This is a genomic window from Caulobacter segnis ATCC 21756, from assembly GCF_000092285.1.
Classification (GTDB): domain Bacteria; phylum Pseudomonadota; class Alphaproteobacteria; order Caulobacterales; family Caulobacteraceae; genus Caulobacter; species Caulobacter segnis.
In genome coordinates this window covers 574906-600440 of the sequence record NC_014100.1, presented here as the reverse complement: position 1 = coordinate 600440, position 25535 = coordinate 574906, and the positions used below count along the sequence as shown (strand labels likewise).

Here is a 25535-nt window from a genome sequence, read left to right as displayed (position 1 = left end):
CCGGATTTCTGGGAACGCTCTCACCGCCACTCATCCTTGGAACAACCCGTCGTCATCCCGGGCGGCATAGCCGACCCGGGACCCAGGGGCCGGCGCACCGTGGTCGCCCCTGGGTCCCGGCGCTCCGCTTCGCTACGGCCGGGATGACGAGAGATGAACGCCATGAAAAACGCCGCCCGGATCGCTCCGGGCGGCGTCATGTCTTTTAGCGAAGAGACGAGACCTTACGCCTCGGCCATCGCCTGGCCGCGCACCAGCGCCGCGTAGGTGTCCATCAGGTCCAGCGACAGTTTGGCCGGCGTGAACTTGAACTCGCCGATCTCGGAGACCGGGGTCACCTCGGCGGCGGTGCCGACGATGAAGCACTCGGAAAAGCCCGAGAGCTCTTCCTTCTGGATATGGCGTTCGACGACCTCGATCCCCTTGTCCTTGGCGATGGCGATCACCGTGCGACGGGTGATGCCGTCCAGGAAGCAGTCGGGCTTGGGCGTGTGCAGCACGCCGTCCTTGACGAAGAAGACGTTGGCGCCGGTCGCCTCGGCCACATAGCCGCGATAGTCCAGCATCATCGCGTCCGCGTAGCCGTCCTTCTCGGCGGCGTGCTTGGAGATGGTGCAGATCATGTAGAGGCCGGCGGCCTTGGCCGCGACCGGGGCGGTCTTCGGGTCCGGACGCTGGTACTTGGCCCAGGTCAGCCGGATGCCCTTGGCCTTGGTGGCCGGGTCGAAATAGCTGGGCCATTCCCAGACGGCGATGGCGACGTGGATCTTGGTCTGCTGCGCCGAGACGCCGATCATCTCGCTGCCGCGCCAGGCGATCGGGCGAACATAGCAGTCCTTAAGGCCATTCTTCGCCGCCGTCGCCTTGCAGGCCTCGTCGATCTCGGCCACCGTGTAGGGGATCTTGAAGTCGAGGATCTCGGCCGACTTGAAGAGGCGCTCGGTATGCTCGGTCAGCTTGAAAATCTCGCCACCGTACATCCGCTCGCCCTCGAAGACGGACGAGGCGTAGTGCAGGCCGTGGGTCAGGACGTGCACCTTCGCTTCGCGCCAGGGCACGAACTGGCCGTCCAGCCAGATCCAACCATCACGATCGTCGAAGGGAACCAGAGACATCGGCCCAAGACCTCCTTATGGAAAACCCGGCCCTTAGACGCCCCGAGGGTGGGCGCGTCAAATAAAATGGACTCCGCGCGATGATAGCCCCGCTGCCGCCCAGTTCGGACGATCCCCGTCTGATCCTTCGCGAGGAGGAGCTGGACGGCGGGCTGGAATTGATCCTGCTGGCCGAGGCCTCGCTGTGGGCCGCCGTGGACGCCGTGCTGGAGAGCGAAAGCCTGGGGCTGGGCCGCTCGCACTGGCGCGCGGCCTTCCTGCTGCGCCGCCGGCCGGGCATCGGGGTGCAGGACCTTTCCAAGCTGACCAGCCTGTCCAAGCAGGCCGCCAGCCGCACCCTCTCGGACCTTCAGAAGGCCGGGCTGGTCGAACGCGGCGCGGGCGAGCTGGATGGGCGCCGCCGCCCCGCCACCCTGACGACGGAGGGCGTGGCCTTCGAGCAGCGCACGGCCGAACGGCTGCGGGCGCTGCTGGCCCGCGCCTATCGCACCGGCGGCCTGGACGGGGTGGCCGGCGCCCGGCGAATCCTGGCGGCGCTGGCGGGCCCTCGCCAGGGCGTGGGCGTCGCGCGGCGCCAGAACGCGTGAGGCCGGAACGCGTGAGGCCAGAATGCGTGAGGATAGCGCCATGACCCCGGACGAGCGCCGCGAACGCCACCTCCTGGTCGTCGATGACGACGACCGCCTGCGCAAGCTGATCAAGGAATTCCTGGGCCGAGCCGGCTTCCGCGTCACCGCCGCCTCGAACGCGGCGGGCGCCGACAAGCTGTTCGAGGCGCTGGACTTCGACCTGATGGTGCTGGACGTGATGATGCCGGGCGAGGACGGCATGGCGTTCACCAAGCGCCTGCGCGCCAAGGGCGGCGAGGCCGGCCGCACGCCGATCCTGATGCTGACCGCCCGCGACCAGACCGCCGACCGGATCGAGGGCCTGTCCAACGGGGTTGACGACTATCTGGGCAAGCCGTTCGAGCCGCAGGAGCTGCTGCTGCGCATCGAGGCGATCCTGCGCCGCTCGACCGCCCGTCCGGTGGGGACGCGGACCGCCACGCTCAGCCTGGGTCGCTGCACGTTCGAGCCCGAGCGCGGCGAGCTGACCTGCGACGGCGAGGTGGTGCGCCTCACCGAGGCCGAGGTCACGCTGATGCGGCGCCTGGCCCGATCGGCCCACGACCCCGTCGACCGCCTGGAGCTGGCCCGCGACACCGCCGACGCCACCGGCCGGGCCGTCGACGTCCAGGTTACCCGCCTGCGCCGCAAGATCGAGCCTGACCCCAAAAATCCGCGCTACCTGCAGACCGTGCGCGGGATCGGGTATCGGCTGGCGCCGGATTGATGGGACGCCTTTCGAAAATCCTCCCCCCAGCGGGGGAGGTGTCGCCGAAGGCGACGGTGGGGGAAGTCAGCCCGCGGCGGGAGGTTCATCTTCCCCCTCCGGCGCTTCGCGCCACCTCCCCCGCTGGGGGGAGGATTTAGATGCCGCTCTCCACCCGCCTGCACATCCCGCCCGCGCTGAAGCGCCTGCTGCCGACCTCGCTGTTCGGGCGAAGCCTGCTGATCATCATCCTGCCGGTGGCGGTGATGCAGATCGCCGTGACCTGGGCCTTCTTCGACGCGCACTGGCAATCGGTGACCAGCAAGCTGTCCGAAGGCCTGGCCGGCGACATCGCCTGGGCGGTGCAGTCCTACGAGGACGACCCCAGCCCCGCCGCCGTCGAAAAGCTGGCCAAGCGGGCCGAGGACTCGATGTCCCTGTCGATCGCCTTCCAGAAGGGCCGCAAGCTGCCAACCAGCCGCAGGCCGTCGCTGTTCGCGGCGCTGGACCGCTCGCTGCAGCAGGCCTTGGACGACCGGCTCGACAACCCGTTCTGGTTCGATACCACCCGCTACACCGCCTATATCGACATCCGCGTGCAGGTGAAGGACGGGGTCCTGCAGATCTACGCCCTGCGGGACCGGGCCTACGCCACGCAAGGCCACATCTTCATCCTGTGGATGGTGGTGGCGACCATGCTGCTGACGGCGATCGCCATCCTGTTCATCCGCAACCAGGTGCGGGCCATCGAGCGCTTGGCCGACGCCGCCGACGCCTTCGGCCGGGGCGAGGACCACGACTTCAAGCCGCACGGGGCGCGCGAGGTGCGCAAGGCCGCCCGCGCCTTCCTGGCCATGCGAGCCCGTATCGTCCGCCACATCGAGCAGCGCACCGCCCTGCTGGCCAGCGTCAGCCACGACCTGCGCACGCCACTGACGCGCCTGAAGCTGGAAATGGCCATGGCCGAGCCCTGCGAGCAGTTGGAGGCGATGAAGGGCGACCTGGCCGAGATGGAGCACATGATCGACGAGTACCTGGCCTTCGCCCGCGGCGAGGGCGGCGAGGAGGCGCGGGCGGTCGATCTCTCGGAGCTGATCGAGGGCGTCGTCGCTGACGCCGAGCGCGGCGGGGCCGTGGTCGAGACCGAGATCGCGGCTGGGCTGGAAGCGCGGGTGCGGCCGCTGGCCTTCCGCCGGGCCCTGGCCAATCTGGTCGACAACGGCGTCGCCCATGCCGACCACGTGAAGGTCACGGCCACCGCCCGCCAGACCGGGGGCGTCGAGATCGCCGTCGACGACGATGGTCCAGGCATCCCCGAAGACCGCTACGAGGAAGCCTTCAAGCCCTTCTCGCGCCTCGACGAGAGCCGGAACCAGAACGAGAAGGGCGTGGGCCTGGGCCTCGCCATCGCCCGCGACATGGCGCGCGGCCTGGGCGGCGATCTGATGCTGTCGCGCTCGGCGATGGGGGGCTTGCGGGCGCTGATCCGGCTGCCGGGGTAGGGGCTCCCCAATCCTCCCCCTAGCGGGGAGGTGTCGGCTCGAAGAGGCGACGGAGAGGGAAGAGGCGGGGTCGGCAGAACTTCCCCCTCCGGTCCTTCGGACCACCTCCCCCGCGAGGGGGAGGATTTATGCCCGCTCCCCTAAAACCCCGCTCCGATCATGCCCAGCCGCTGAGCCATCTGCTTCAGGCGCTTGTCGAGCTCGGCCATGGTCCGGTTCAGGGCGGCGTCATCCTCGCGCCAGACCTGGACGACGCGGCCCCACACGACCGCCATGGCCAGCAGGCGCGGCGGGGTGGCGGGAACGCCGGCGGCCTCCAGCAGAGCCCGGGCGATCATCGGGAAGCGCGCCGCGGCGATCACGGCGCCTTGCGCCTTGGCGATGTTCAGCAAGGCCGTGCGATGCGGCTCCATCGCCTCGAGCCGGGCCATGACGGCGTCGAACAGCCGGTCCTGGGCGTTCGAGCCCTGCGGATAGTCGATCGCCAGCGCCGCGCGGTCGAAGCGCTCGGACACGCGGGCGAGCACGGCGAGGCGGCTCTTGGCGCGCGTGTAGAGGTCCGGGAACGGAATCTCGGCCTTCACCGCGATATCGCGCAGCGAGACGGTCGGCCAAGGCTGATCGGCGGCGAGGGTCAGGGCGGCGTCGGCGGCGCGGTCGAGGATGTCGTCGGTCATGCCGACTCAGATGAGCCGAAGATCGCCCTGAAACAACCCCTCTCCCTGAGGGAGAGGGTTTCTCTAGCCCCCCAGCTCCTTCGAGCGCGCCACCGCCGCCGCCAGCGCCTTGGGCAACAGATCCCCAAACCCGCCCTCGCCCATCAGCACCGCCAGCGCCGCGGCCGTGGTGCCGCCGGGGGACGTGACCTGCTTGCGGAGTTCCGCCGGCTCCTCGCCGCTCTGCTCCATCAGGGCGGCCGCGCCGATGATCGTGGCGCGGGCCAGGCGCGCGCTTTCGGCGGGATCCAGCCCCTGGGCCGCGCCGGCGGCCTCCAGGGCCTCGACGAAGGCGTAAAGATAGGCAGGGGCCGAGCCCGAGACGGCGGTGGCCGCGTGCATCAGGTCCTCGTTGGGTAGGACCGAGACCGCCGCGACGGGTTCGAACAGGGCCTGGGCGCGGGCCAGGGCCTCGGCGTCCTCGGCGTAGAGGCTGGCCGCGCCGCGACCGATGGCGACGGCGGTGGTCGGCATCACCCGCGCCACGCGCCGGCCTTCGAAGGTTTCGGAGATGTCGGCGGCGCGGACGCCGGCTGCGATCGAGACGATCACGGCGTCGGGCGCCAGGTGCGGGACCACGTCGTTGACCGCCTCGCGCCAGATCTGCGGCTTGACGGCCAGCAGCACGGTCTTGGCCGCGCCGAGCGTCTCCAGCGGCGGATTGATCACCGCGCCCCGGAAGGCGCCGGGGGAGATGTTCGGATCACGGACGATCAGGTCGGCGGTCGCAAAGGCGCCGGCCTCGCGCCAGCCCTGGACCAGCGCGCCGCCCATGCGCCCGGCGCCGAGGAGGAGGATGGGGGTCATGGTCGTCACCTCGATCTCACCCCTTCTCCCCTTGCGGGAGAAGGTGGCCTGCGAAGCAGGTCGGATGAGGGGTCTCTCGGCGCAGCGAGCGCGAACCAAAGAGGCGGTCGCCGCGCGACCCCTCATCCGTCGCCTCGCGACACCTTCTCCCGCAAGGGGAGAAGGATTTAAAGCCTTAAGCTTGGCCCACCGTCTCGAACATGCAGGCCGCCATCGCCTGGTCGGGGGTCTTGGCGCCGTGCAGCAGGAAGTCGAAGGCCGGATAGAAGCGGTCGGCCGCCTCCACCGCCGCGTCGATCATCGAGGCGGCCTGGGCCATGGTCGGACGCTCGCCGGCCGGCAGGGCCAGGGCGTGGCGGAACACGACCTCGCCGTCCTCGGTCCAGACCTCGAAGTGGCCCAGCCAGACGCGCTGGTTGATCAGGGCCAGAAGTTCGTAGGCGTTGGTCCGCTTGGTCTTGGACGCGCGCAGGTCCAGCGACAGGCACAGCTGCAGGCAGTCGGCCTCGGGCCGCCAGGCGAACCACAGCTCGTAGTCCTTCCAGTCGCCTTTCAGCGCGAAGGCCAGGTCGCCGTCTTCGGTGCGGTCAAAGGTCAGGTTTTCGGCCGACAGCACATGTTCGACCACCTCGAGGGGATCGAGAGCCATCAGGACGTCGTCTTCTTCCGGTTGGGTGTCCATGAGAATCCTGCGTCCCCGTCAGCGCGGGCGGGGGTTAGCCCCGCCGTGATTCGCTTCCGTACCAGGGACAGTAATCTGCTTCGCGGCGTTCGTCTCAACTCGCTTCACGCCGGGGGCGAGCTGTTAAGCCTGTTATTCGCCCGTCGCCGCGCTCTTCTTGGCGGGAGCCTTCTTGGCTTCCTTAGGGGCCGCCTTGAGGCTGGCGATCTCTTCGCGCAGCGCCGCGACCTCGGCCTTCAGGGCCTCGAAGTCATCGCGGCGGATCAGGTCAAACTCGGCCGCCAGACGGTCCGCCTGAGCCCGCATCGCGGACTTGGCTTCCTCGCCGGCCGTCTGGGCGATGCCCATGGCCGCCTGCGTCAGCTTGGCGAATTCGTCGAGGATCGGGTTCTGGCTGTGCATCGGCTTTCCACGCGCCCGCGGATGGGCGAGCCCTCCTTATATGGGAAACAAGAGGTGAAAGCGAAGAGCCAACGACTCCTTAGGCGCGCGCCGGAGCCTCGAAACCGCTCACACTTTCGCCTGACCAGCTCTTCCTAGACGCGCGTCCGAGCGGCGAAACCGCTCACACTTTCGCCTGACGCGGCTTTGCTAGGCGCGCGTCCGGGCGGCGAAACCGCTCACACTTTCGCCTGACGCGCTTTATACGGTGCGACGATCTGTCCCGAGCGGAGCCCGAGCGCGTGATCTTCCCCGACATTGATCCGGTGGTTCATATCGGCCCCTGGGCCCTGCAGTGGGGGCCGCTCGCCCTGCGCTGGTACGCCCTGGCCTATGTGGCGGGCATCCTGCTGGGCTGGCGCTACGCGGTTCGCCTGGTGAAGACGCCCAGCCTGTGGGGCGGCCGGACCCCGACCGCCACGCCGCTGCAGATCGACGACCTCGTGCTCTGGATCACCCTGGGCATCATCCTGGGCGGACGCCTGGGCTACATCCTCTTCTACATGCTGCCCAACGACGCCCAGCGGACGTGGCTGATGGCCAATCCCTTGGACGTGCTCAAGATCTGGGAAGGCGGCATGTCCTTCCACGGCGGCTTCCTGGGCGTGTGCGCGGCGATCGCCCTGTTCGCCCAACGCAACAAGATCGACATGCTGAAGCTGGGCGACCTGGTCGCGCCCGTCGCCCCGATCGGCATCTTCTTCGGCCGCATCGCCAACTTCATCAATGGCGAGCTGTGGGGCCGGGTCACCGACGGTCCGTGGGGGATCATCTTCTGCAACGACACGATCCGCGCCACCCATCCGCAAGGGATTTGCCCCGCGGGAGAGCTGCCGCGCCATCCCAGCCAGCTCTACGAGGCTGGCCTGGAGGGCCTGCTGCTGTTCCTGATCCTGGCCCTCGCCATCTATCGGCTGAAGTGGCTGCAACGGCGCGGCGCGATCGTCGCGACCTTCCTGCTGGCCTATGGCCTGTTCCGCCTGTCGCTGGAGAACGTGCGCAATCCAGACATCGGCATGCCCGACTTCCCGCTGGGCCTGACCATGGGGATGATGCTGTCGGCGCCGATGATCCTGGTCGGCGGCTGGCTGCTGTGGCGCTCGCTGCGCGCGCCCGTCGAGACCGCCGCCTGACCGCATGAGCCTGCTGGACCGCCTCAAGGCCCAGATCGCCCAGGACGGGCCGATCGGCGCGCCAGAGTTCTTCACCCGCTGCCTGCACGACCCGCGCGACGGCTACTACGCCACGCGCCCGGATCTTGGCGCGAGCGGCGACTTCATCACCGCGCCCCTCGTCAGCCAGATGTTCGGCGAGTTGATCGGCCTCTGGGTGATCGAGACCTGGACCCGCATGGGCCGCCCCGCCCCGTTCCGCCTGGTCGAGATGGGTCCCGGCGACGGCGCCCTGATGAGCGACCTGCTGCGCGCCGCGCGCTTGGCCCCGGACTTCCTCGCGGCCACCGACGTCTGGCTGGTCGAGGTCTCCCAGCCCCTGAAGGCTCGCCAAGCCGAACGGCTGGGCGAGCGCCCCCGCTGGGCCTCGCGCCTCGACGAGGTCCCAGGCGGCGCGCCGATGATCCTGGTCGCCAACGAGCTCCTGGACTGCCTGCCCGCCCGCCAGTTCGTCCGGACGAAGGACGGCTGGGCCGAGCGGGTGATCGGGCTGGGCGAGGACGGAGACCTGGCGTTTGGGCTGCGGAGTTTAAGTCCTCCCCCCAGAGGGGGAGGTGGTCGCGGAGCGACCGGAGGGGGAAGTTCGTCTGGTCCTGCCTCTTCCCCCTCCGACGCTTCGCGTCACCTCCCCCCTCAGGGGGAGGATTTCCCAGTCGGCGCGGTCGTCGAGACCTCTCCCGCCCAGGCGGCCCTCGCCTCCGAGATCGCCCATCGCCTCGTGACAGACGGCGGCGCGGCGCTGCTGATCGACTATGGCCGGGCCGAGCCCGAGGCCGGCGACACGCTGCAAGCCGTCCAGAACCACCAGAAGGTCGACCCGCTGAAGACCGCGGGCCTGGCCGACCTCACCGTCTGGGCCGACTTCCCGTCGGTGGTAGCCGCCGCGCGCGACACCGGAGCCAAGGCCGGGCCGATCCTGACGCAAGGCCAGTTCCTGGTGGCGCTCGGCATCCTCGACCGCGCCGAGGCGCTCGCGGCCCGTCAGCCCGAGAAGACCGACCAGATCGGAAGACAGCTTGATCGTCTGCTCGGCGAGGCGCAGATGGGGACCCTGTTCAAGGTGGCGTGCCTGTGCGCGCCCGATCTTTCGCCCCCCCTCTTCGAGGACGCGACATGACCCACACGCCCGACCTGCCCACCGTCCAGTCGCCGCTGCTGGCCAGCCTGCCGGGCGTCAAGCACGCCTTCTTCACGCGCCAAGGCGGGGTCTCGAAGGGGATCTACGCCAGCCTCAATGTCGGCCGCGGCAGCCAGGACGAGCCGGCCGACGTCGAGGAGAACCGCGCCCGCATCGCGCGCTGGTTCGGCGGCGGGCCCGAGGATCTGAACGTCTGCTACCAGATCCATTCGACCATCGCGATCACGGCCGACGGCTCGTGGGGCGACGCGCGCCCCCAGGGCGACGCGGTGGTCAGCAAGACGCCGGGCGTGATCTGCGGCGCGATGGCGGCCGACTGCGCGCCCGTGCTGCTGGTCGATCCCGACGCCCGCGTCGTGGCCGCCGCCCACGCCGGCTGGCGCGGGGCGCTGGACGGCGTCATCCAGGCCGCCGTCGACCGGATGGTCGAGCTGGGCGCGAACCCGGCCAACATCACCGGCGTCGTCGGCCCCTGCATCGGGCCCAAGTCCTACGAGGTGGGCCTGGATTTCCTGCACAAGTTCGAGGCCGACTGTCCCGGCTCGGGCCGGTTCTTCAAGCCCGGCGTCTCGGACGACAAGCGCTTCTTCGACCTGCCCGCCTTCGTTCTGGATCGCCTGGAGACCGCCGGGGTCGAGCGTCGCGAATGGGTCGGTCGCGACACGCGGGCGGAGGAGGAATGGTTCTTCTCCAACCGCCGCGCCTTCCTGAACAACGAAGGCGACTACGGCCGTCTGCTGTCGGCGATCATGCTGGAAGCGTGAGGCGCGAACGACACGGCGCGGATCCTCCGTCCACGGAATCGAAAAAGTCTAGCCGTTAACACTTGTTTCCAGAGCTTCGCCTGCTAGAAGGCGCCGCATCGGCCGCCCCCATCCCGAGATATCTCCATGAAGCTGCTGTCCGGCAACTCCAACCGCCCGCTGTCCCAGGCGATCGCGGAATATCTCGACATGCCGCTGACCCGCGCCCAGGTGCGCCGGTTCGCCGACCTCGAGGTTTTCGTCACCATCGACGAGAACGTGCGGGGCGAGGACGTCTTCGTCATCCAGTCGACCAGCTACCCGGCCAACGACAACCTGATGGAGCTGCTGATCTGCATCGACGCCCTGAAGCGCGCGTCGGGCAAGCGGATCACCGCGGTGCTGCCCTACTTCGGCTACGCCCGCCAGGACCGGAAGACCGGGGGCCGCACCCCGATCTCGGCCAAGCTGGTCGCCAACCTGATCACCCGCTCGGGCGCCGACCGGGTGCTGACGATGGACCTGCACGCCGGCCAGATCCAAGGCTTCTTCGACATCCCCACCGACAACCTGCTGCCCTCGCGCCTGATGGCCGACGACATCCGCAAGCACTACAAGATGGGCGATGATCTGCTGGTCGTGTCGCCGGACGTGGGCGGCGTGGTCCGCGCCCGCGCCCTGGCCAAGCGTCTGGACGACGCCGACCTGGCCATCGTCGACAAGCGCCGCTCGGGCCCCGGCCAATCGGAAGTCATGAACATCATCGGCGACGTCAAGGATCGCCGCTGCATCCTGTTCGACGACATCGCCGACTCGGCCGGCACCCTGTGCAACGCCGCCCAGGCCCTGATGAATCACGGCGCCAAGTCGGTCAGCGCCTATATCACCCACGGCGTGCTGTCCGGCGCGGCGGCCGACCGCGTCGCCAATTCGGTGCTGACCGAGCTGGTGGTCACCGACTCGATCGAGGCCTCGGACCCGGCCAAGGCCTGCCCCAAGATCCGCTACGTCTCGTGCGCCCCGCTGATCGGCGAAGCCATCCGCCGCATCGCCAACGAAGAGTCGGTGTCGAAGCTGTTCGACTAGGAGCTTCTTCCCCATCGCGGCCGTCGTGGTTAACCGGCGCAAGCCAAAACGACCCAAAACCACGGCCACGCTTGTCAAAGCTTGGTTAACGGACCGACAGTCACAATGTCGCCCGCCCAGGCTGCTATGGGCTCCGCCAAGACCTGATGGGGAAGTTCGAGAATGCGTTCCTTTTCGCGTGCGCGCGTCGTGCTGGCGACGACCGCCGTGGCGCTGACGGCGATCGTCGCCGCCTGTAGCTCCCCGCCGCCACCGCCGCCGCCGGTGGTCCAAGCCCCGCCGCCGCCGCCGCCGATCACCTTGTCGTCTCAGGTCATCGAGCGCGCCAGCGCCTTCCGCGGCTACATGGCCCGGGCCGCGGCCATCTCGCCGACCTTCCAGAACGGCGACCAGATCCAGGTCTCGCTGAAGGTCGGAGCGGCCTACGAGCCCAAGTCGTTGATGAACGGCGCGGTGGCCTACGCCGCCGTCATGGCCTTGCAGGACCCCACCTTCGTGGCCTCGGTGCGCGAAGTCGCGGCCCATCCCGCCCAGCGTCAGGAGATGATCAACAACATCTTCTCCAACCCTTCGTACGCGACCGTGTTCAAGGGCGCCGACAGCGCCGCGGGCCTGATCATCGACCAGCTCGGCGGCGACGGCCTGAAGGTCTATGTGGCCGGCAAGGCGGTGAAGCAGGCCGCCTACGACGTGCAGCGTTCGTCCTGGTCCAAGAGCTCGGTCAGCGACCGAGACGCTCGCCTGGCCTCCGCCAAGACCCTGTCGACCGCGCCGGCCCTGGCCGAAAGCGCCGACGTCGCGGTTCTGCAGCAGGCCTCCCTCGGCGGCCAGACCCTGGGCCTGACCCCGCGCGCCGCACCCGCGCCCTATCAGCCCGTCGTGATCCGCGGCCTGGCCGTGGCGGCGCTCGCCGCGCTCGGCGCGGCCGGCGACAACAACCTGACCTCGATCGACGCTCTCAGCGTCGACCCGGCTACCGGCTCGTGCCTGAACATGGCCAAGCTGAACCTCTATCAGTGCCTGGCGGTGTCCAAGCCCCACTACGAGGACATCTTCTGCCTGGGTCAGCACATCCTGATGGACACCGGCGCCTGCATGGCCAAGGCCGCCGGCGCGGCCCTGCCGCCCGAACCGCCGCCGCCCCCGAAGATCGAGACCACGGTCAAGACCAAGGCCAAGAAGGTCGTGCGCAAGTCGACCACCAAGAAGAGCTGATTTTCCGCGCGATCACGCCGAAAGGGCCGGGCGTTGCGTCGCCCGGCCCTTTTGTGTATGTAGCGCGACCCCAAAACGACCGGGCGAGCGTGGCGATACGGCCATAGGCGCTGGGTCATAGCGGAGAGCATACGGCTCTCCAGAAAGACAGTCCCATGGCTGAGATCATTCTGAACGTTGAAGTTCGCGACGGTTCCGGCACCGGCGCCGCCCGCGCCGTCCGCCGCGAAGGCAAGATCCCCGGCGTCCTGTACGGCGGCGGCAAGGCCCCGGTGAACATCGCCGTGCGCGCCAACGAATTCCGCAAGTCGCTGTACACCGGCAAGCTGCTCGGCCACCTGGTCACGCTGCAGCACGGCGACGAAAAGCAATCGGTCATCGCCAAGGCCGTCCAGTTCCACCCCGTCACCGACGAGCCGGTCCACTTCGACCTGTACCGCGTCGACGAGCACCAGCTGATCAAGATCGAAGTGCCGGTGCACTTCAAGAACCACGACATCTCGGTCGGCCTGAAGAAGGGCGGCTCGCTGGAAGTGATCCGTCACACCGTCGAGCTGGCCTGCCCGGCCGACAAGATCCCGGAAGAACTGGTCATCGACCTGGCCAGCCACGACATCGGCGACACCATCCGCATCTCGGAAGTGAAGCTGCCGGAAGGCGTGAAGCCGGCCGTGGACCGCGACTTCGTGATCGCGACCCTGAAGGCCTCGTCGGCCTCCCAGTCGGACGCCGGCGACACCACGACCGAAGCCTAATCCGCTCGGTCTTCGGATCGAACCGATTTAAAGAGCGGGCGGACCTTCGGGTCCGCCCGTTTTTGTTTGTCCCCTCGAGACCTCCGCGATGCTGATCCTCGCCGGCCTGGGCAATCCCGAGCCCAAGTACGAGAAGAACCGCCACAACGTCGGCTTCATGGCCGTCGACGCCTTGGCGCGGAAGTGGGGCACGGCCCCGTGGCGCGCCCGCTTCCAGGGCCTCGCCTGCGAGGGCCAGGTCAGCACGCCGGACGGTCCGGTGAAGCTGCTGCTGCTCAAGCCCAAGACCTATTACAACGAGAGCGGCCGCGCCGTGGGCGAGGCCATGAAATTCTTCAAGCTCAAGCCGGCCGACGTGATCGTCTTCCACGACGAGATCGACATGGCGCCCGGCCGCTTCCGCATGAAGGCCGGCGGCGGGGCGGCAGGCAACAACGGCATTCGCTCGGTGACCAGCCAGGTCGGCGACGCCTTCCGCCGGGGTCGGATCGGCGTCGGCCACCCGGGCCACAAGGACGCGGTGATGCACTACGTGCTGGGCGACTTCCACAAGGTCGAGCACCAGTGGCTGGACCCGATGCTGGACGCCATCGCCGACGCCCTGCCCTTCGCGGCGGTCGGCGACGACGAGCGCTACCAAGCCGAGGTCATGCGCCTGGCCCCCGCGCCCAAGGCCGATCCGAGGAAGCCCTCGAAAACGGACGATTGACGCCGTCGGCCGCTCGGGAGAAGACGCCAGCATGTTCTCGCTTCCGTTGCCGCTGCTCGGCCTGTCGCTGCTGTTCTCGATCGCTCTGTGCGTCCATGTCGTTCGGACGCACCGCGAGATGTACTGGCTGTGGATCATCCTGCTGTTCCAGCCGGTCGGCGGGGTGGTCTATCTGGTCGCCGTGATCCTGCCCGAGCTGATGGGCGGCAAGGCCGCTCGCACGGTCGGCGCCGCCGCCCGCCAGGCGCTGGACCCGCAGCGCGAGTACCGCGAGGCCGCCAAGGCCGTCGACGACGCCCCCACGGTCGCCAACCGGGTCCGCCTGGCCGTCGCGGCCACCGAGCTTGGCAAGCACGCCGAGGCCGAGCGGCTCTACGCCGACAGCCTGGCGGGGATGTACGCCGATGATCCGCAGCTTCTGCTGGGGCGCGCCAACGCCCTGATCGAGCTGAACCGTCCGGCCGAGGCCCTGCCGCTGCTGGAGAAGCTGGGCGAGACGCCCAACGCCGGTCGCACGCCCCATACCATGCTGGCCCTGGGCCGCGTCTATCAGGCGCTGGCCCGCGACGAGCAGGCCGAGACCGCCCTGCGGTGGGCCGCCGATCACTATCCCGGCTTCGAGGGCGTCGCGCGCTACACCGTCTTCCTGGCCCGCCAAGGCCGCAAGGACGAGGCCCGCGCTCAGCTGGCCGAAATCGACAAGCGCCTCGCCAAGACCCATAGCCACTTCCGCAAGGAGGCCAAGCGCTGGCGGGATTTCGCGGCGGCGGCGGTCGGCGGCTAGGGAACCAAGGGCGGCCCCGCGACGCCTTCGACAAGAATAACCTAAGTCTTTGTTTATAATATAAATCCGCGAAACTGCGTTTGACCCATTCGCCGCGGCGCCGGGCGTTCTGCTAGGCTTGAGGCTGCATTGACTTCCCCCGACATTCGCCCAAAAAGTGTAGGAAAAGTCGGCGATTCCCGCTTGAGAGGAGGTCGATCGCTTTGTCGCACGAGGTCGTCAGACGCGCCCACGCCTTCTCCGAGCGCGAAGAGGCCATGCTCAAGGCGCACGCCATCAGCGAGATAGGCGCCGGCGAGCCGCCGCTTGTCCTTCTGCACGGCTTTGGCACCGACCAGACGATCTGGGGGAAAATGGCCCCGGAACTTTCCGCCAAGCGGCGCGTGGTCCTCTACGACCACATGGGCTCCGGCGCCTCGGACTTCGCCCACTACGACGCGGATCGCTACCGGACGCTGGAGGGCTACGCCGATGACCTGGTGGAGATCCTGGACGCGCTGGACTTGCGGGACGTCAGCGTGGCGGGTCACTCGGTCTCGGGGATGATCTCCCTGCTGGCCAGCCTGCGGACCGATCGGATCGGCAGGCTGATCATGATCGGCGCCTCGCCGCGCTATCTGAACGACGGCTCCTACGAGGGCGGTTTCGAGCCCAAGGACGTGGAGGACTTCCTCGGACTGATGGAGCTGGACTTCCAAGGCTGGGCCAGGGCGTTGGCCCCCAGGGTGATGGACCAGCCCGACAACCCCTCCCTGACCCAGGAGCTGGTCTTCAGCTTCAGCCGGGAGAACGCCGAGCTGACGCGCCGTTTCGCGGAGGCGACGTTCACGTCGGACTATCGCGCGCATCTTTCCGAGTGCAGGGTCCCGGCGGCCATCCTCCAGGCCAAGGCCGACGTGGTGGTTCCGCTGGCCGCGGCGCGCTTTCTGGCCGATCACATTCCCCGCGCCCGCCTCGAGATCATGAACGTGCGGGGACACTATCCCCAGCTCAGCGCCCCGGACGTCGTGGTCGACGCGATCGAGCGTTTCCTGGCGGAGACGCCCTCTTGAGCTCTGGCGACGACAGGGGGCTGGCCGAGACCGCCCCCGTAGGCCTCTTCGAAACCGACGGCGACATGATCATCCGGGCGGCGAACGCTCGGATGGCCAAGATGGTCGGCCTGTCTCGCGACGATCTCGTCGGTCGCCCCCTCCGGACCCTGCTCACCCGCTCGTCGCAGTTCGTCTACGCGTTGAAGGTCGAGCACGCCCTGCTGACGGACGGCGCGGCCGAGGAGATCTTCCTCGAACTCGATCATGCCGACGGCAGGTCGCGCGCGGTGCTGCTGACCGTGACGCCCGACCAGGACAATCCGGATCGACGCCATGGCGCGCTGTTCTCGGCCCCCGAGCGCCGCGCCTACGAGCTTGAGCTGATCGCCGCCCGTCAGGCCGTGGTCGAGAAGATCAACGAGCAGAGCCTGGCCAAGCGGGCCTTGAGGGAAGCCAACGAGCGGCTCGAACAGTTGGTCGCCGAACGCACCGCCGCGCTCGGGCAGCGGGACCTGCTGCTGCGCGAGGTCTACCACCGGGTGAAGAACAACCTCCAGGTCGTCGACGGGCTTCTGTTTATGCGCGCGCGCCAGTTGGGCGACCCCGCCGCCAAGGCCGCGATGGAAGAGATACGCAAACGGGTCTTCGCCCTGGGACTGGTGCATCACCAATTGATGGGCTCGAAGGACCTCAAGACCTTCGATGTCGGGGCCTTCCTCAAGGAGCTGATCGCGCATCTGCGAGCCGACGCGCCCGAGAACGTCAGCCTGGCCCTCGACGTGGCGCCGCTGGCCGTCGATCTCGACTTCGCCGTCCCGCTGGGCCTGCTGGTGACAGAACTCGCCACCAACGCTCTGAAGCACGCCTTTCCGGGGAGATCGGGCGAAATCAGCGTAAGCTTGAGCGCAACGAACGATGGCGAGGTTTTGCTGCGCGTCGCCGACAACGGGGTCGGCTTGCCCGAGGGCTTCCAGAAGCAGCGGACATCCGGACTTTCCATCGTCGATGGGCTCGTCCGACAACTCGGCGGGCGCATCGAAGCGATTCAGACTAAGGGCGTCTGCTGGGAAGCCCATCTTCCCGCGCCGAGAACCGCATGATGCTGCACCCCAACCGCGTCCTGATCGTCGACGACGAGTTCATCATCACCGAGACGCTGCGCATCTATGTCGAGGACATGGGGCTCGAGGTCTGCGGCACGGCCGCGACCGCCGACAGCGCGCTGGAGATGGCGCACGCGCACCAGCCCTACATCGTGCTGATGGACGTCCGCCTGCAGGGCGAGCGCGACGGCATCGAGGCCTCGGAAGACATCAGCCAGCAGGTGGGCTCGAAGGTCATCTTCATCACCGGCTCACGCGAGCCGGCGACGCTGGAACGCATCGAAAGCCACCACCCCGCCGCGGTGCTGTTCAAGCCGGTCTCGGAGGGCCAACTGGGCTCGGTGGTCCAGAAGGTGCTGAAGGACGCCCCACCGTCGCAGGCTTAGGGCGCGGTCGAAGTCGACCTCGCTATCTCTGAAGCCAATTCTCGTGTCATCCCGGAAGCCTCGCAGAGGCTATCCGGGACCAAGGGGGTGCGTGAACGCCGTGCGAGCCGCCCCTGGGTCCCGGCTCTACGCTACGCTTCGGCCGGGATGACACTGGGATTGGAGCGGCATGGAATCCAGCCCCTAGAACCGGCCGCGCTGGAAATCGTCGAACGCCTGCATGAGCCCCTCGCGCGTGTCCATCACGAACGGGCCGTGCCAGAAGACCGGCTCACCGATCGGCCGCCCGGCCAGCAGCAGCACCCGAGAGTCGGTGACCGCCTCGACACGGACCGTGTCGCCCCGCCCGAGGAAGACGCCCGACAGCGCGCCCACCGTGTCATGGGCGACGCGAACCTGGCCCTCGTAGACAGCGAGCATGGCGTTGCGATCGTCGCCGACCGGCTCTTCGAACACCGTCCCCGCCGGCAGCACGACGTCGAAGTACAGCGCGTCGACCGCGCCGCCGCCGATCGGGCCCGCCGTGCCGGCGCCCCCATCGGGAGGAGATGTCGCGCCGGAGATCACCTTGACCGAAACCCCGCCGTCGCGAGCCTCGACCGGGATGCTGTCGGCCTCGAACTCCTGATAGCCGGGCGCGCTCATCTTCAGCTCGGCGGGCAGGTTCACCCACAGCTGGAAGCCGCGCATCCGGCCCTCGGCCTGCTCGGGCATCTCGGAATGGACGATGCCCTTGCCGGCTCGCATCCACTGGATGCCGCCCGGCCCGATCACGCCCTCGCGGCCGGTGTTGTCCTTATGGCGCATCCGGCCTTCCAGCATGTAGGTCACGGTCTCGAAGCCGCGATGCGGGTGGTCGGGAAAGCCGCCCATGTAGTCCGACGCCTGGTCGTTGTCGAAACAGTCCAGCATCAGGAAGGGGTCGAACATCTGGGCTTCCGGCGTACCCAGCATGCGGGTCAGGCGCACGCCCGCGCCATCCGAGGCGGGCAGGCCTTTCACGATCTTCAGGACGGGTCTAACGCTCATGGCGGGCTCCTTACTCGGCGATCGATATCAGATCTTGTTGCGGTTGGCGCAAGGGGGGCGCGTCGGTTCGCCTTTCGCGGCCATCCGTGCTAAGCGCGCGCCAACGAAATTCATGAGAGTTCCATGGCCCTGAAAGTCGCCATCGTCGGCCTGCCCAACGTCGGCAAGTCCACCCTGTTCAACGCTCTGACCCAGACGGCGGCGGCCCAGGCGGCCAACTACCCGTTCTGCACCATCGAGCCCAACACCGGCGACGTGGCCGTGCCAGAGCCGCGCCTGGAAGCCCTGGCCAAGATTGCGGGCTCCAAGGAGATCATCCCGGCCCGGATCACCTTCGTCGACATCGCCGGCCTGGTGCGCGGCGCGTCCAAGGGCGAGGGCCTGGGCAACCAGTTCCTGGCCAACATCCGCGACTGCGACGCCATCGCCTTCGTGGCCCGCTGCTTCGAGGACGACGACATCACCCACGTCGAGGGCCGCATCGACCCGCTCAGCGATCTCGAGATCATCGAGATGGAGCTGATGCTGGCCGACCTGGAAAGCCTGGAAAAGCGCCTGCCGGCCATCGAGAAGAAGGCCAAGTCGGGCGGCGACAAGGAAGCCGCCAACACCCTGCGCCTGATCAACCTGGCCCTGGCCCAGCTGCGCGAGGGCCGTCCGGCCCGCGCCGCGACCGTGGACAAGGAGGACGAGAAGGCCTGGCACATGCTGCAGCTGCTGACCTCGCTGCCGGCCCTCTATGTCTGCAACGTCGAGGAAGGCAGCGCCGACAAGGGCAACAAGTACAGCGACCTGGTCGCCGAGCGCGCCGCCCGCGACAACGCCAAGGCCGTCGTCATCTCGGCCCAGATCGAGAGCGAGATCGCTCTGCTGGACGCCGAGGAGCGCACCGAGTTCCTCGAGACCCTGGGCCTCTCCGAGCCGGGCCTGAACCGCCTGATCCGCGAGGCCTACACGCTGCTGGGCCTGCAGACCTACTTCACCGTCGGTCCCAAGGAAGCGCGCGCCTGGACCATCCACGTCGGCGACACCGGCCCGCAGGCGGCCGGCGTCATCCACACCGACTTCGAGAAGGGCTACATCCGCGCCGAGACCATCGCCTTCGACGACTTCATCAAGCTGGGCGGCGAAGCCGGGGCCAAGGAGGCCGGCAAGATGCGGGCCGAGGGCAAGGAGTACGTCGTCAAGGACGGCGACGTGATGCACTTCCGCTTCAACGTCTAGGCGTTCAAGATGTCAGCGGCCGGAGCGGAGACGCCCCGGCCGTTTCTCATTCGGGAGTAGGCGTATGGCCGAGATCATCACCCTGACCGCCGCCCACGACGGCTTCGGCTTCACCGCCCTGCACGCCCAGCCGGAAGGCCCGCGCCCCCAAGAAGGTGGGAGGGGCGGGGTGATCGTGATCCAGGAGATCTTCGGCCTCGACCAGTACGTCCGCGAGGACGTCGCCCGCTGGTCAGCGCGTGGCTTCGAGGTGCTGGCGCCGTCGATGTTCGACCGGGGCGAAAAAGGCTTCACGGCCCTGCATGACGAAGCCGGCTTCGCGCGCGGCAAGGAGCTGGCGCTGGCCAACGGCCCCGACAACGCCATGGGCGACATCCAGGCCTGCATCGACTTTCTGAAGGACCGCGGCCCGGTGTTCCTGGTCGGCTACTGCTACGGCGGGACCATGGCTTGGCTGGCGGCGGCGCGCTGCGAAGGCCTCGCGGCTGCCGCCAGCTACTATGGCGGCGGCGTCGCGGGCATGGCCAAGTTCGACCTCCGCGCGCCCGTGATCGTCCACCTGGGCGCCACGGACCCCCACATCCCCGCCGAGGAGGTCAAGGCCGCCATCTGGACGGCGCACCCCGAGGTTCCGGTCCACGTCTACGAGGCCAGCGGCCACGGCTTCAACAACGACGGCCGGCCCGACTCCGATCTGGCCGACGCCGAACTGGCCCGCCAACGCACGGTCGAGTTCTTCGCCCAGCACGAGGCCTCGTGATGGGAGAAAAGATCGCCCTGGCCACGCGCGGCGGCGCGCCGTTCTCCGCCTGGCATGAGCCCGCCCGGGAGGCTCGGCGCGGCGGCGTCGTCATGCTGCACGCCATCTGGGGCGTCACCCCGCATATCCGCGAGCTGTCGGGCCGGCTGGCCGAGCAAGGCTACGAGGTGATCGCACCCTCGTTGATCGACGCGGCCGACGCCGACTTCCCCGACCATGACACCAAGCCGGAGATCCTGGACGCGCGCATGGAGATGGGCCGGCTGACCGGGTGGGGCGTCTCGACCCTGCCCCGGGTGCAGACCGCGATCGAGGCGATGGAAGGCCCCGTGTTCGCCATGGGCTTCTGCTATGGCGGCACGACGGCCTGGCTGGCCGCCTGCCGCTGCGAAGGCCTCAGCGCCGTGTCGGCCTTCTATGGCGGTGACATCGCCGCCTACAAGGACGAGACGCCGAAGACGCCGACCATCCTGCACTTCGGCAAGACCGATCCGATGATCCCTCTGGCCGACATCGAGGCCATTCGCGAGATCCATCCAGACCTGCCGATCTATCTCTACGAAGCCGGCCACGCCTTCGTCGCGCCCAGCGGCCACCACGCCGACAGCGCGCACTTGGCGCTCCTACGGACCTTCCAACTGTTCCAGCGGTCTGGAGGCGGCAAGGGGGAGGCCTAGAGCCTGTCTGGCGCCCCACCCTATTTCGGCGGGATCGCGCCCGCCGCCGGCCAAGCGCTGTCGCCAACGCGGCTCAAGGTCATTTCGAAGAATCTGAACGGCGGGCGGCCCTCGACCACCCGTTCGCCGACCTCGCGCCAGACGCCGTCTCGGATCACTACGCTGTAGCGGATGGTCGCCGGACCCGATGGGATTTCCCAGTCGTAGCCGTCAGGGGTCGGGGTGAGCTTGAAGTCTCCGGCGCGGCCCATGGCGTGCGAGCGCATCGTGTAGACCCCCGTATCGGGCTCGAAGGAAATTACCCCAAAGGCGTTGAAGCCGAGCGATCCGTCGGGGTTGTAGCCGCGCCCTTCCAAAATCTTGATCGCGCCGTCCAGCATCGGCCCGATCCGCTCGGTCTGGATCACCTCGCGACGCCCGCCGGGCGTGATCGTCCAGGCCGGGCCGCGCCAGACTCCGTCCAGACGAGAGAGCTTCTTCATGGCCTCGGCCTGAGCGGCCAGGCGGGCGGCGGCGTCCGGCGGGACCTGGGCGCTGGCGACGCCGGCCCAGAGGGCCAGGGCGCAGGCGATCGCTAACTTCAACATCATGACGCGGCTCCTTCAGGCGCGGGTTTGCGGGCGAGCCACCGGCCTATCGGCTGGCGCACAGCGATCATCAGCGGGATCAGCCAATAGGCCAGGCCTGGCAGCCAGGGCGTCTTCGCCATCGGCCCGAAGGTCAAGGCTGCAGACAACAGCCCCGCTCCGCCCGAAAGGCTCCAGATCTCGAAGCTTGCGCGGACGTCCGCCCGATCGGCGGGCGCGACGCCCAGGCGATCGGGGTGGCGCAGAGCCCGCAGGTAGAGCGAAGCGAACAGCCCCGCCAGGACCGCGAAACCGACCCCGTAGATCCGGAAAAGGTCTCTGAGGTCGCTCAGGGTGCGGATCATCTCGGCGCCCGATAGCCAGCCGCGCGACGCCCAGACGAAACCGGACTCGACCAGCATGCGAAGCGGGAAGACATAGACCAGCACGGTAAACACGATCGCCAGGGCGTTCAGGGTCGTCAGCGTGTCGCGACGCGGTACGAGCCGTCCGAACTGGCGATAGGCCAGCCAGAACATGACGATCAGGGCGAAGGCGCCCAGCGAGGCCGGAATACGGCCCAGAGCATCCCACAGGGCGGCGATGCTGGTCGTCCGATCCGCGCTAGCGATGATGAGCAGCGACACCGCGAAAGCGAAGGCGGCGTCGACGAACGCGTCCAGCCGCTTGCCCGCTTCGCGATCAGAAGCCTCGTCGCCGGCCATGCTCGCCCCTCCTACCCGGGCCAAGAATGAACGGCGTTCTCCAAGAATGTCGAGTCCATCGCGCGGAGGTCATGCCTGAGCTAAGCTGGCGCCATGCCTCGTCGCCCCCCCGCCGTGATCCCGCCCGTCGCGCTCGCCGTGGTCCTCGCCTGCGCGGGGCAAGCTCGGGCGGGCGAAACATCCTGCTGGTTCGAGAACGGCGCGGTGGTGGCGCCGGCGGTGATCGGGGTCATGGCCGGGGATTACGTCATCGACCTCTCGGCGCCGCGCACCTTGTTGCACAACACCAAGGCGGAGATGGAGGGGATCCTAGAGCCCGAGATCACCACCTCGGTCCAGGTGGCTGGGCTGAAGGCGTCGGCGGTGTCGGTGAAGGTCGCCGACCTGGACGCCCGAGGCGCGGGCTTCGTGACCCCGATCGCCGGAGTGATCGGCATGGACGTCCTGGCCGGCCACAGCGTCGAGATCGACTTCGCCCGCTGTTGGCTTCGCATCGACCGGCCCTGGCGCCCGAGTCGGCAAGTGGTGTTTCCGGTCTCGATGATCGAAGGCCTGCCGACGGTGGCGGCCGGCGTCAGCGACGGCCCGCGCGCCTTCTACGGCGCCTTCGCGATCGACACCGCCTCGAGGGCCATGACCCGCCTCTCGACCCGCGACGCCAACGCCACGGGCAAGCTGAACCCGGCCGCCCGCCACCAAGCGCCGGCCAAGCTGCGCGCGCTGTCGATCGGCGGCGTACTGGCCGAGAATGTCCCCGCCACGCTGGCCGACGATCTCCCCCAGGGGATCAGCGGAACCCTGGGAACGGGCTTATGGGCTCGTCATCGGCTCAGGCTCGACGCCGAAGCGCGGACGCTGTCGGTCGCGCCATAGATCCGCGAGCCCCAAAAAGAAAAAGGCCCGGCGTTTCCACCGGGCCTTTCCATTTTCAGGTCGGAACGAAAATCGCTTAGTGCGACTCGTTGCGCCACACCGTCTTGTAGCTGGCGTACAGCAGGCCGCTCAGCAGGACGAGGTAGATCAGCACGGCGAAGCCGGTCTGCTTGCGCTCTTCCAGCTTGGGCTCGGCGGCCCACATCAGGAAGGCCGAGACGTCCTTGGCCTGCTGGTCGAGGGTCGACTTGGTGCCGTCGTCGAACGTCACCAGGTCGGCCTTCAGCGGCGGAGCCATGGCGATGAAGCCGCCCTTCGGGACAGACTTGTGATCGCCGTGCCAGGCCGAGGTCAGGTCGCCCGGGAAGTACGGGTTGTAGTGACCGCCGGTCGGGACCGTCAGGCCCTTCGGCGGCTCGGCGTAGCCGGTCACCAGCGAGTAGATGTAGTCCGGACCGGCCTCGCGAGCCTTGGCCAGCAGCGACATGTCCGGCGGCAGGGCGCCGCCGTTGCTCGCACGGGCCGCGGCTTCGTTGGCGAAGGGCGACGGGAAGTGATCGGCGCTGGTGGCCGGACGCTTGATGGCGTCGCCGGTCTCGCTGTCGATGTCATTGACCTCGTAGTCCTTGGCGATCGCCTTGACCCACGGGTTGTCGTTCGAGTTCGGGTACTTCTCGCTATAGAACGGAGCGCCCTTGTCGCCCAGGTTCCGGAACGCCACCAGCTTCAGCGAGTGGCAGGCCGAGCAGACCTCGCGATAGACCTTGAAGCCGCGCTGCAGCTGGGCTTGGTCGAACTTGCCGAACGGACCTTCGAACGACCAGTGGACGTCCTTGGCTTCCAGCGCGCCGCCATTGGCGAGGGCCGGACCGGCGGCGCCGGCGACCAGGAGACCCGCCGCCGCCGCGATAACCGAGAGTTTGCGGAGCATCGGGATCAACCCTTCTTGGCGTCGGCCGAGAGGGCCGGCGAGGCGATCGAGTCCGGCACGGGCAGGGTCTTCTCGACCAGACCCAGGACCGGCAGCACGACCAGGAAGAAAGCGAAGTAGTAGAGCGAGGCGACGCGCGAGAGCCACACGAAGCTGTTCAGGTCCGAACCCATCAGCTGGAACGTGGTCAGGTGCGGGATCACCGGATCGTCGGGCAGCTTGGCGCCGCAGACGCCCAGGATGCAGCAGGCCACCAGGAAGAACACGAAGTAGATCTTCGCGGTCGGGCGGTAGCGCATCGAGCGCACCTTCGAGGTGTCCAGCCAAGGCAGGGCGAACAAGCAGGCGATGGCGCCGAACATGGCCAGCACGCCCATCAGCTTGTCCGGCACGGCGCGCAGGATCGCGTAGAACGGCAGGAAGTACCATTCCGGAACGATGTGCGACGGCGTCACCAGCGGGTTGGCCTCGATGTAGTTGTCGGCGTGGCCCAAGGCGTTCGGCATGTAGAAGACGAAGAAGGCGAAGAGGATCAGGAAGACGCTCATCGCGAAGCCGTCCTTCACCGTCGCGTACGGCGTGAAGGGCAGGGTGTCGGCCTTCGACTTCGGCTCGACGCCGGTCGGGTTGTTCTGGCCCACCACGTGCAGCGCCCAGATGTGCAGGATCACGACGCCCGCGATCATGAAGGGCAGCAGGTAGTGCAGCGAGAAGAAGCGGTTCAGGGTCGGGTTGTCGACCGCGAAGCCGCCCCACAGCCAGGTGGTGATGCTCTCGCCGACCAGCGGCAGGGCGCCGAACAGGTTGGTGATCACGACGGCGCCGTGGAACGACATCTGGCCCCAGGGCAGGACGTAGCCCATGAAGGCGGTCGCCATCATCAGCAGGTAGATCACGCAGCCCAGCAGCCACAGCACTTCGCGGGGCGCCTTGTAGGAGCCGTAGTAGAGGCCGCGCAGCATGTGGATGTAGACGGCGATGAAGAACATCGACGCGCCGTTGGCGTGCATGTAGCGGATCAGCCAGCCGTAGTTCACGTCGCGCATGATGTGCTCGACCGACGCGAAGGCGCCCGAGGCGCTCGGCGTGTAGTGCATCACCAGGATGATGCCGGTGATCAGCTGGGAGGCCAGGCACAGCGACAGGATGCCGCCGAACGTCCACCAGTAGTTCAGGTTACGCGGCGTGGGATAGTCGACGAACGAGTCGTAGCCCAGACGCACGATCGGCAGACGGGCGTCGAGCCAGCGCTCGAAACCGGTCTTGGGTTGATAGGTCGAATGTCCGCTCATCTCGCTTAGCCGATCTTGACCTTGGTGTCGGTGAGGAAGGCGTATTCCGGAACCACCAGGTTCGTGGGCGCGGGGCCCTTACGGATACGACCCGAGGTGTCGTAGACCGAGCCGTGGCACGGGCAGAACCAGCCGCCGTACTCGCCGCCGCCGAAGGTCGGCACGCAGCCCAGGTGGGTGCAGTTGCCGCCGACGATCAGCCATTGGGCCTTGCCCGGCTTCACGCGCGAGGCGTCGGTGGCGGGATCCTTCATCGCCGCGCTGTCGTCGGCGACAGCCTTGGCGATCTCGGCCTTGGTGCGGTTGCGCACGAAGAGCGGCTTGCCGCGCCACTTGATCGTGACCTGCTGGCCCTCGGCGACCTTGGTCAGGTCGAACTCGGTCGAAGCCAGGGCCCGCGTGTCCGCGGACGGGTTCATCTGGTCGATGAACGGCCAGACCAGGGTCGCGGCGCCGCCGGCGGCGGCCGCGATCGCGGCGATGTGAATGAAGTCGCGCCGGGAGGGATCGCTCCCGTGTTCCGGCTCGGTCGTTGCGCCCACGGCGGTGTCGGCCACCTTACGTCACCCTTCGATTCCGCCGGGCCGCGGAAGCGACCGGCTTGGAGAAGCGTCATTCGACGCCATATCTTGCTCGACCCGCAAGCGGATCTCCGCCACAAGGCAGCGGTCGGATCGTCGTATCGGACGCGCGGACGGAGTCCGCAAGTCCTTTCGATTCGTGGCAAAGCCCCTGCTGCCCCTGTGGTTGGTTCGC

Annotated in this window: 30 protein-coding genes; 18 read left to right on the top strand and 12 right to left on the bottom strand. The window is 68.2% G+C overall.

Going from position 1 to position 25535, the window contains the following annotated elements; genetic code table 11:
* Positions 1-20: 20 nt before the first annotated feature.
* Together CSEG_RS23080 and CSEG_RS02820 are read right to left on the bottom strand one after the other, a co-directional pair.
* Positions 21-164: a hypothetical protein gene (locus tag CSEG_RS23080; RefSeq protein ID WP_227878915.1), complete on the bottom strand. Its 144-nt coding sequence runs from the start codon at positions 162-164 to the stop codon at positions 21-23.
* Between the two features lie 60 nt (positions 165-224).
* Positions 225-1115, bottom strand: a complete 891-nt coding sequence (locus CSEG_RS02820; RefSeq protein ID WP_013077749.1) for a branched-chain amino acid aminotransferase — start codon at positions 1113-1115, stop codon at positions 225-227.
* An 80-nt stretch (positions 1116-1195) separates the two neighbouring features.
* Here CSEG_RS02820 and CSEG_RS02815 point away from each other — a divergent pair, with 80 nt between their 5' ends.
* The 3 genes from CSEG_RS02815 (at position 1196) to CSEG_RS02805 (ending at position 3931) form a co-directional block, all read left to right on the top strand.
* A complete protein-coding gene (locus CSEG_RS02815; RefSeq protein ID WP_013077748.1) occupies positions 1196-1702 on the top strand; it encodes a MarR family winged helix-turn-helix transcriptional regulator in 507 nt (168 codons plus the stop codon).
* Positions 1703-1742: 40 nt separating this feature from the next.
* Complete coding sequence (locus CSEG_RS02810; protein WP_041538447.1) at positions 1743-2450, top strand: response regulator; 708 nt, start codon at positions 1743-1745, stop codon at positions 2448-2450.
* A 140-nt stretch (positions 2451-2590) separates the two neighbouring features.
* Positions 2591-3931 carry an ATP-binding protein gene (locus CSEG_RS02805; RefSeq protein ID WP_013077746.1) on the top strand — a complete coding sequence of 447 codons (1341 nt, stop codon included), beginning with the start codon at positions 2591-2593 and terminating at the stop codon, positions 3929-3931.
* Positions 3932-4071: 140 nt separating this feature from the next.
* Here CSEG_RS02805 and CSEG_RS02800 read toward each other — a convergent pair whose 3' ends face one another.
* From CSEG_RS02800 to CSEG_RS02785, 4 genes are all read right to left on the bottom strand, one after another.
* A complete protein-coding gene (locus tag CSEG_RS02800; protein WP_013077745.1) occupies positions 4072-4608 on the bottom strand; it encodes a hypothetical protein in 537 nt (178 codons plus the stop codon).
* Between the two features lie 63 nt (positions 4609-4671).
* Entirely contained in the window at positions 4672-5454 is a 783-nt protein-coding gene (gene proC / locus CSEG_RS02795) for a pyrroline-5-carboxylate reductase (RefSeq protein WP_041538154.1), read from the bottom strand.
* 175 nt (positions 5455-5629) lie between these two features.
* On the bottom strand, positions 5630-6136 hold the full coding sequence (locus CSEG_RS02790; protein WP_013077743.1) for a type III secretion system chaperone family protein: 507 nt from the start codon (positions 6134-6136) through the stop codon (positions 5630-5632).
* A gap of 132 nt (positions 6137-6268) precedes the next feature.
* A complete protein-coding gene (locus tag CSEG_RS02785) occupies positions 6269-6538 on the bottom strand; it encodes an accessory factor UbiK family protein (RefSeq protein ID WP_013077742.1) in 270 nt (89 codons plus the stop codon).
* Positions 6539-6819: 281 nt separating this feature from the next.
* Here CSEG_RS02785 and lgt point away from each other — a divergent pair, with 281 nt between their 5' ends.
* From lgt to CSEG_RS02730, 11 genes are all read left to right on the top strand, one after another.
* On the top strand, positions 6820-7710 hold the full coding sequence (lgt, locus tag CSEG_RS02780; RefSeq protein ID WP_013077741.1) for a prolipoprotein diacylglyceryl transferase: 891 nt from the start codon (positions 6820-6822) through the stop codon (positions 7708-7710).
* 4 nt (positions 7711-7714) lie between these two features.
* Positions 7715-8866 (top strand): class I SAM-dependent methyltransferase, encoded by a 1152-nt coding sequence (locus CSEG_RS02775; protein ID WP_013077740.1) that lies wholly within the window; start codon positions 7715-7717, stop codon positions 8864-8866.
* Positions 8863-9651 carry a peptidoglycan editing factor PgeF gene (pgeF, locus tag CSEG_RS02770; protein ID WP_013077739.1) on the top strand — a complete coding sequence of 263 codons (789 nt, stop codon included), beginning with the start codon at positions 8863-8865 and terminating at the stop codon, positions 9649-9651. The genes CSEG_RS02775 and pgeF overlap by 4 nt, the downstream gene beginning before the upstream one ends.
* Positions 9652-9777: 126 nt before the next feature.
* Entirely contained in the window at positions 9778-10716 is a 939-nt protein-coding gene (locus tag CSEG_RS02765) for a ribose-phosphate pyrophosphokinase (protein WP_013077738.1), read from the top strand.
* 162 nt (positions 10717-10878) lie between these two features.
* Entirely contained in the window at positions 10879-11931 is a 1053-nt protein-coding gene (locus tag CSEG_RS02760; protein WP_013077737.1) for a hypothetical protein, read from the top strand.
* A 155-nt stretch (positions 11932-12086) separates the two neighbouring features.
* Positions 12087-12686 (top strand): 50S ribosomal protein L25/general stress protein Ctc, encoded by a 600-nt coding sequence (locus CSEG_RS02755; protein WP_013077736.1) that lies wholly within the window; start codon positions 12087-12089, stop codon positions 12684-12686.
* 88 nt (positions 12687-12774) lie between these two features.
* Positions 12775-13395: an aminoacyl-tRNA hydrolase gene (gene pth, locus CSEG_RS02750; RefSeq protein WP_013077735.1), complete on the top strand. Its 621-nt coding sequence runs from the start codon at positions 12775-12777 to the stop codon at positions 13393-13395.
* 31 nt (positions 13396-13426) lie between these two features.
* The gene (locus CSEG_RS02745) at positions 13427-14179 is read left to right on the top strand and encodes a tetratricopeptide repeat protein (protein WP_013077734.1); all 753 of its coding nucleotides are present in this window, start codon (positions 13427-13429) and stop codon (positions 14177-14179) included.
* Positions 14180-14436: 257 nt separating this feature from the next.
* Positions 14437-15231 carry an alpha/beta fold hydrolase gene (locus CSEG_RS02740; protein WP_041538446.1) on the top strand — a complete coding sequence of 265 codons (795 nt, stop codon included), beginning with the start codon at positions 14437-14439 and terminating at the stop codon, positions 15229-15231.
* The gene (locus tag CSEG_RS02735; protein ID WP_013077732.1) at positions 15228-16313 is read left to right on the top strand and encodes a sensor histidine kinase; all 1086 of its coding nucleotides are present in this window, start codon (positions 15228-15230) and stop codon (positions 16311-16313) included. The genes CSEG_RS02740 and CSEG_RS02735 overlap by 4 nt, the downstream gene beginning before the upstream one ends.
* Entirely contained in the window at positions 16310-16702 is a 393-nt protein-coding gene (locus CSEG_RS02730) for a response regulator (RefSeq protein ID WP_013077731.1), read from the top strand. Before CSEG_RS02735 ends, CSEG_RS02730 begins: the two co-directional genes overlap by 4 nt.
* A gap of 183 nt (positions 16703-16885) precedes the next feature.
* On the opposite strand, the gene CSEG_RS02725 is transcribed toward CSEG_RS02730, so the two are convergent.
* Complete coding sequence (locus CSEG_RS02725; RefSeq protein WP_013077730.1) at positions 16886-17731, bottom strand: pirin family protein; 846 nt, start codon at positions 17729-17731, stop codon at positions 16886-16888.
* Positions 17732-17854: 123 nt separating this feature from the next.
* Between CSEG_RS02725 and ychF the strand changes: the two genes are divergently transcribed.
* From ychF to CSEG_RS02710, 3 genes are all read left to right on the top strand, one after another.
* The gene (gene ychF / locus CSEG_RS02720) at positions 17855-18955 is read left to right on the top strand and encodes a redox-regulated ATPase YchF (protein WP_013077729.1); all 1101 of its coding nucleotides are present in this window, start codon (positions 17855-17857) and stop codon (positions 18953-18955) included.
* 64 nt (positions 18956-19019) lie between these two features.
* Positions 19020-19715: a dienelactone hydrolase family protein gene (locus CSEG_RS02715; RefSeq protein WP_013077728.1), complete on the top strand. Its 696-nt coding sequence runs from the start codon at positions 19020-19022 to the stop codon at positions 19713-19715.
* The gene (locus CSEG_RS02710) at positions 19715-20392 is read left to right on the top strand and encodes a dienelactone hydrolase family protein (protein ID WP_013077727.1); all 678 of its coding nucleotides are present in this window, start codon (positions 19715-19717) and stop codon (positions 20390-20392) included. Before CSEG_RS02715 ends, CSEG_RS02710 begins: the two co-directional genes overlap by 1 nt.
* A 20-nt stretch (positions 20393-20412) precedes the next feature.
* Here the strand turns inward: CSEG_RS02710 and CSEG_RS02705 are convergent, their stop codons facing one another.
* Entirely contained in the window at positions 20413-20982 is a 570-nt protein-coding gene (locus tag CSEG_RS02705; protein ID WP_013077726.1) for a hypothetical protein, read from the bottom strand.
* The gene (locus CSEG_RS02700; RefSeq protein ID WP_013077725.1) at positions 20979-21683 is read right to left on the bottom strand and encodes a TMEM175 family protein; all 705 of its coding nucleotides are present in this window, start codon (positions 21681-21683) and stop codon (positions 20979-20981) included. Before CSEG_RS02700 ends, CSEG_RS02705 begins: the two co-directional genes overlap by 4 nt.
* A gap of 93 nt (positions 21684-21776) precedes the next feature.
* On the opposite strand from CSEG_RS02700, the gene CSEG_RS02695 reads away from it, so the two are divergent.
* Positions 21777-22556 carry a hypothetical protein gene (locus CSEG_RS02695; RefSeq protein ID WP_013077724.1) on the top strand — a complete coding sequence of 260 codons (780 nt, stop codon included), beginning with the start codon at positions 21777-21779 and terminating at the stop codon, positions 22554-22556.
* Positions 22557-22632: 76 nt separating this feature from the next.
* Here CSEG_RS02695 and CSEG_RS02690 read toward each other — a convergent pair whose 3' ends face one another.
* The 3 genes from CSEG_RS02690 to petA are packed head-to-tail and all read right to left on the bottom strand — an operon-like array spanning position 22633 to position 25336.
* Positions 22633-23487, bottom strand: a complete 855-nt coding sequence (locus tag CSEG_RS02690; protein WP_013077723.1) for a cytochrome c1 — start codon at positions 23485-23487, stop codon at positions 22633-22635.
* 5 nt (positions 23488-23492) lie between these two features.
* A complete protein-coding gene (locus CSEG_RS02685; protein ID WP_013077722.1) occupies positions 23493-24779 on the bottom strand; it encodes a cytochrome b in 1287 nt (428 codons plus the stop codon).
* Positions 24780-24784: 5 nt separating this feature from the next.
* The gene (gene petA, locus CSEG_RS02680) at positions 24785-25336 is read right to left on the bottom strand and encodes a ubiquinol-cytochrome c reductase iron-sulfur subunit (RefSeq protein WP_013077721.1); all 552 of its coding nucleotides are present in this window, start codon (positions 25334-25336) and stop codon (positions 24785-24787) included.
* Positions 25337-25535: the final 199 nt, after the last annotated feature.

Bases quoted from the DNA above. Each gene is read 5' to 3' on its own strand.
- pgeF (WP_013077739.1), top strand. From the start codon at position 8,863: ATGACCCACACGCCCGACCTGCCCACCGTCCAGTCGCCGCTGCTGGCC.
- CSEG_RS02760 (WP_013077737.1), top strand. From the start codon at position 10,879: ATGCGTTCCTTTTCGCGTGCGCGCGTCGTGCTGGCGACGACCGCCGTG.
- proC (WP_041538154.1), bottom strand. From the start codon at position 5,454: ATGACCCCCATCCTCCTCCTCGGCGCCGGGCGCATGGGCGGCGCGCTG.
- CSEG_RS02715 (WP_013077728.1), top strand. From the start codon at position 19,020: ATGGCCGAGATCATCACCCTGACCGCCGCCCACGACGGCTTCGGCTTC.
- CSEG_RS02790 (WP_013077743.1), bottom strand. From the start codon at position 6,136: ATGGACACCCAACCGGAAGAAGACGACGTCCTGATGGCTCTCGATCCC.
- CSEG_RS02820 (WP_013077749.1), bottom strand. From the start codon at position 1,115: ATGTCTCTGGTTCCCTTCGACGATCGTGATGGTTGGATCTGGCTGGAC.
- CSEG_RS02755 (WP_013077736.1), top strand. From the start codon at position 12,087: ATGGCTGAGATCATTCTGAACGTTGAAGTTCGCGACGGTTCCGGCACC.
- CSEG_RS02800 (WP_013077745.1), bottom strand. From the start codon at position 4,608: ATGACCGACGACATCCTCGACCGCGCCGCCGACGCCGCCCTGACCCTC.
- CSEG_RS02810 (WP_041538447.1), top strand. From the start codon at position 1,743: ATGACCCCGGACGAGCGCCGCGAACGCCACCTCCTGGTCGTCGATGAC.
- pth (WP_013077735.1), top strand. From the start codon at position 12,775: ATGCTGATCCTCGCCGGCCTGGGCAATCCCGAGCCCAAGTACGAGAAG.
- CSEG_RS02785 (WP_013077742.1), bottom strand. From the start codon at position 6,538: ATGCACAGCCAGAACCCGATCCTCGACGAATTCGCCAAGCTGACGCAG.
- CSEG_RS02730 (WP_013077731.1), top strand. From the start codon at position 16,310: ATGATGCTGCACCCCAACCGCGTCCTGATCGTCGACGACGAGTTCATC.
- CSEG_RS23080 (WP_227878915.1), bottom strand. From the start codon at position 164: ATGGCGTTCATCTCTCGTCATCCCGGCCGTAGCGAAGCGGAGCGCCGG.
- CSEG_RS02710 (WP_013077727.1), top strand. From the start codon at position 19,715: ATGGGAGAAAAGATCGCCCTGGCCACGCGCGGCGGCGCGCCGTTCTCC.
- CSEG_RS02765 (WP_013077738.1), top strand. From the start codon at position 9,778: ATGAAGCTGCTGTCCGGCAACTCCAACCGCCCGCTGTCCCAGGCGATC.
- CSEG_RS02745 (WP_013077734.1), top strand. From the start codon at position 13,427: ATGTTCTCGCTTCCGTTGCCGCTGCTCGGCCTGTCGCTGCTGTTCTCG.
- CSEG_RS02690 (WP_013077723.1), bottom strand. From the start codon at position 23,487: ATGCTCCGCAAACTCTCGGTTATCGCGGCGGCGGCGGGTCTCCTGGTC.
- CSEG_RS02700 (WP_013077725.1), bottom strand. From the start codon at position 21,683: ATGGCCGGCGACGAGGCTTCTGATCGCGAAGCGGGCAAGCGGCTGGAC.
- CSEG_RS02740 (WP_041538446.1), top strand. From the start codon at position 14,437: ATGCTCAAGGCGCACGCCATCAGCGAGATAGGCGCCGGCGAGCCGCCG.
- CSEG_RS02775 (WP_013077740.1), top strand. From the start codon at position 7,715: ATGAGCCTGCTGGACCGCCTCAAGGCCCAGATCGCCCAGGACGGGCCG.
- CSEG_RS02805 (WP_013077746.1), top strand. From the start codon at position 2,591: ATGCCGCTCTCCACCCGCCTGCACATCCCGCCCGCGCTGAAGCGCCTG.
- CSEG_RS02705 (WP_013077726.1), bottom strand. From the start codon at position 20,982: ATGATGTTGAAGTTAGCGATCGCCTGCGCCCTGGCCCTCTGGGCCGGC.
- CSEG_RS02815 (WP_013077748.1), top strand. From the start codon at position 1,196: ATGATAGCCCCGCTGCCGCCCAGTTCGGACGATCCCCGTCTGATCCTT.
- CSEG_RS02695 (WP_013077724.1), top strand. From the start codon at position 21,777: ATGCCTCGTCGCCCCCCCGCCGTGATCCCGCCCGTCGCGCTCGCCGTG.
- CSEG_RS02685 (WP_013077722.1), bottom strand. From the start codon at position 24,779: ATGAGCGGACATTCGACCTATCAACCCAAGACCGGTTTCGAGCGCTGG.
- ychF (WP_013077729.1), top strand. From the start codon at position 17,855: ATGGCCCTGAAAGTCGCCATCGTCGGCCTGCCCAACGTCGGCAAGTCC.
- CSEG_RS02725 (WP_013077730.1), bottom strand. From the start codon at position 17,731: ATGAGCGTTAGACCCGTCCTGAAGATCGTGAAAGGCCTGCCCGCCTCG.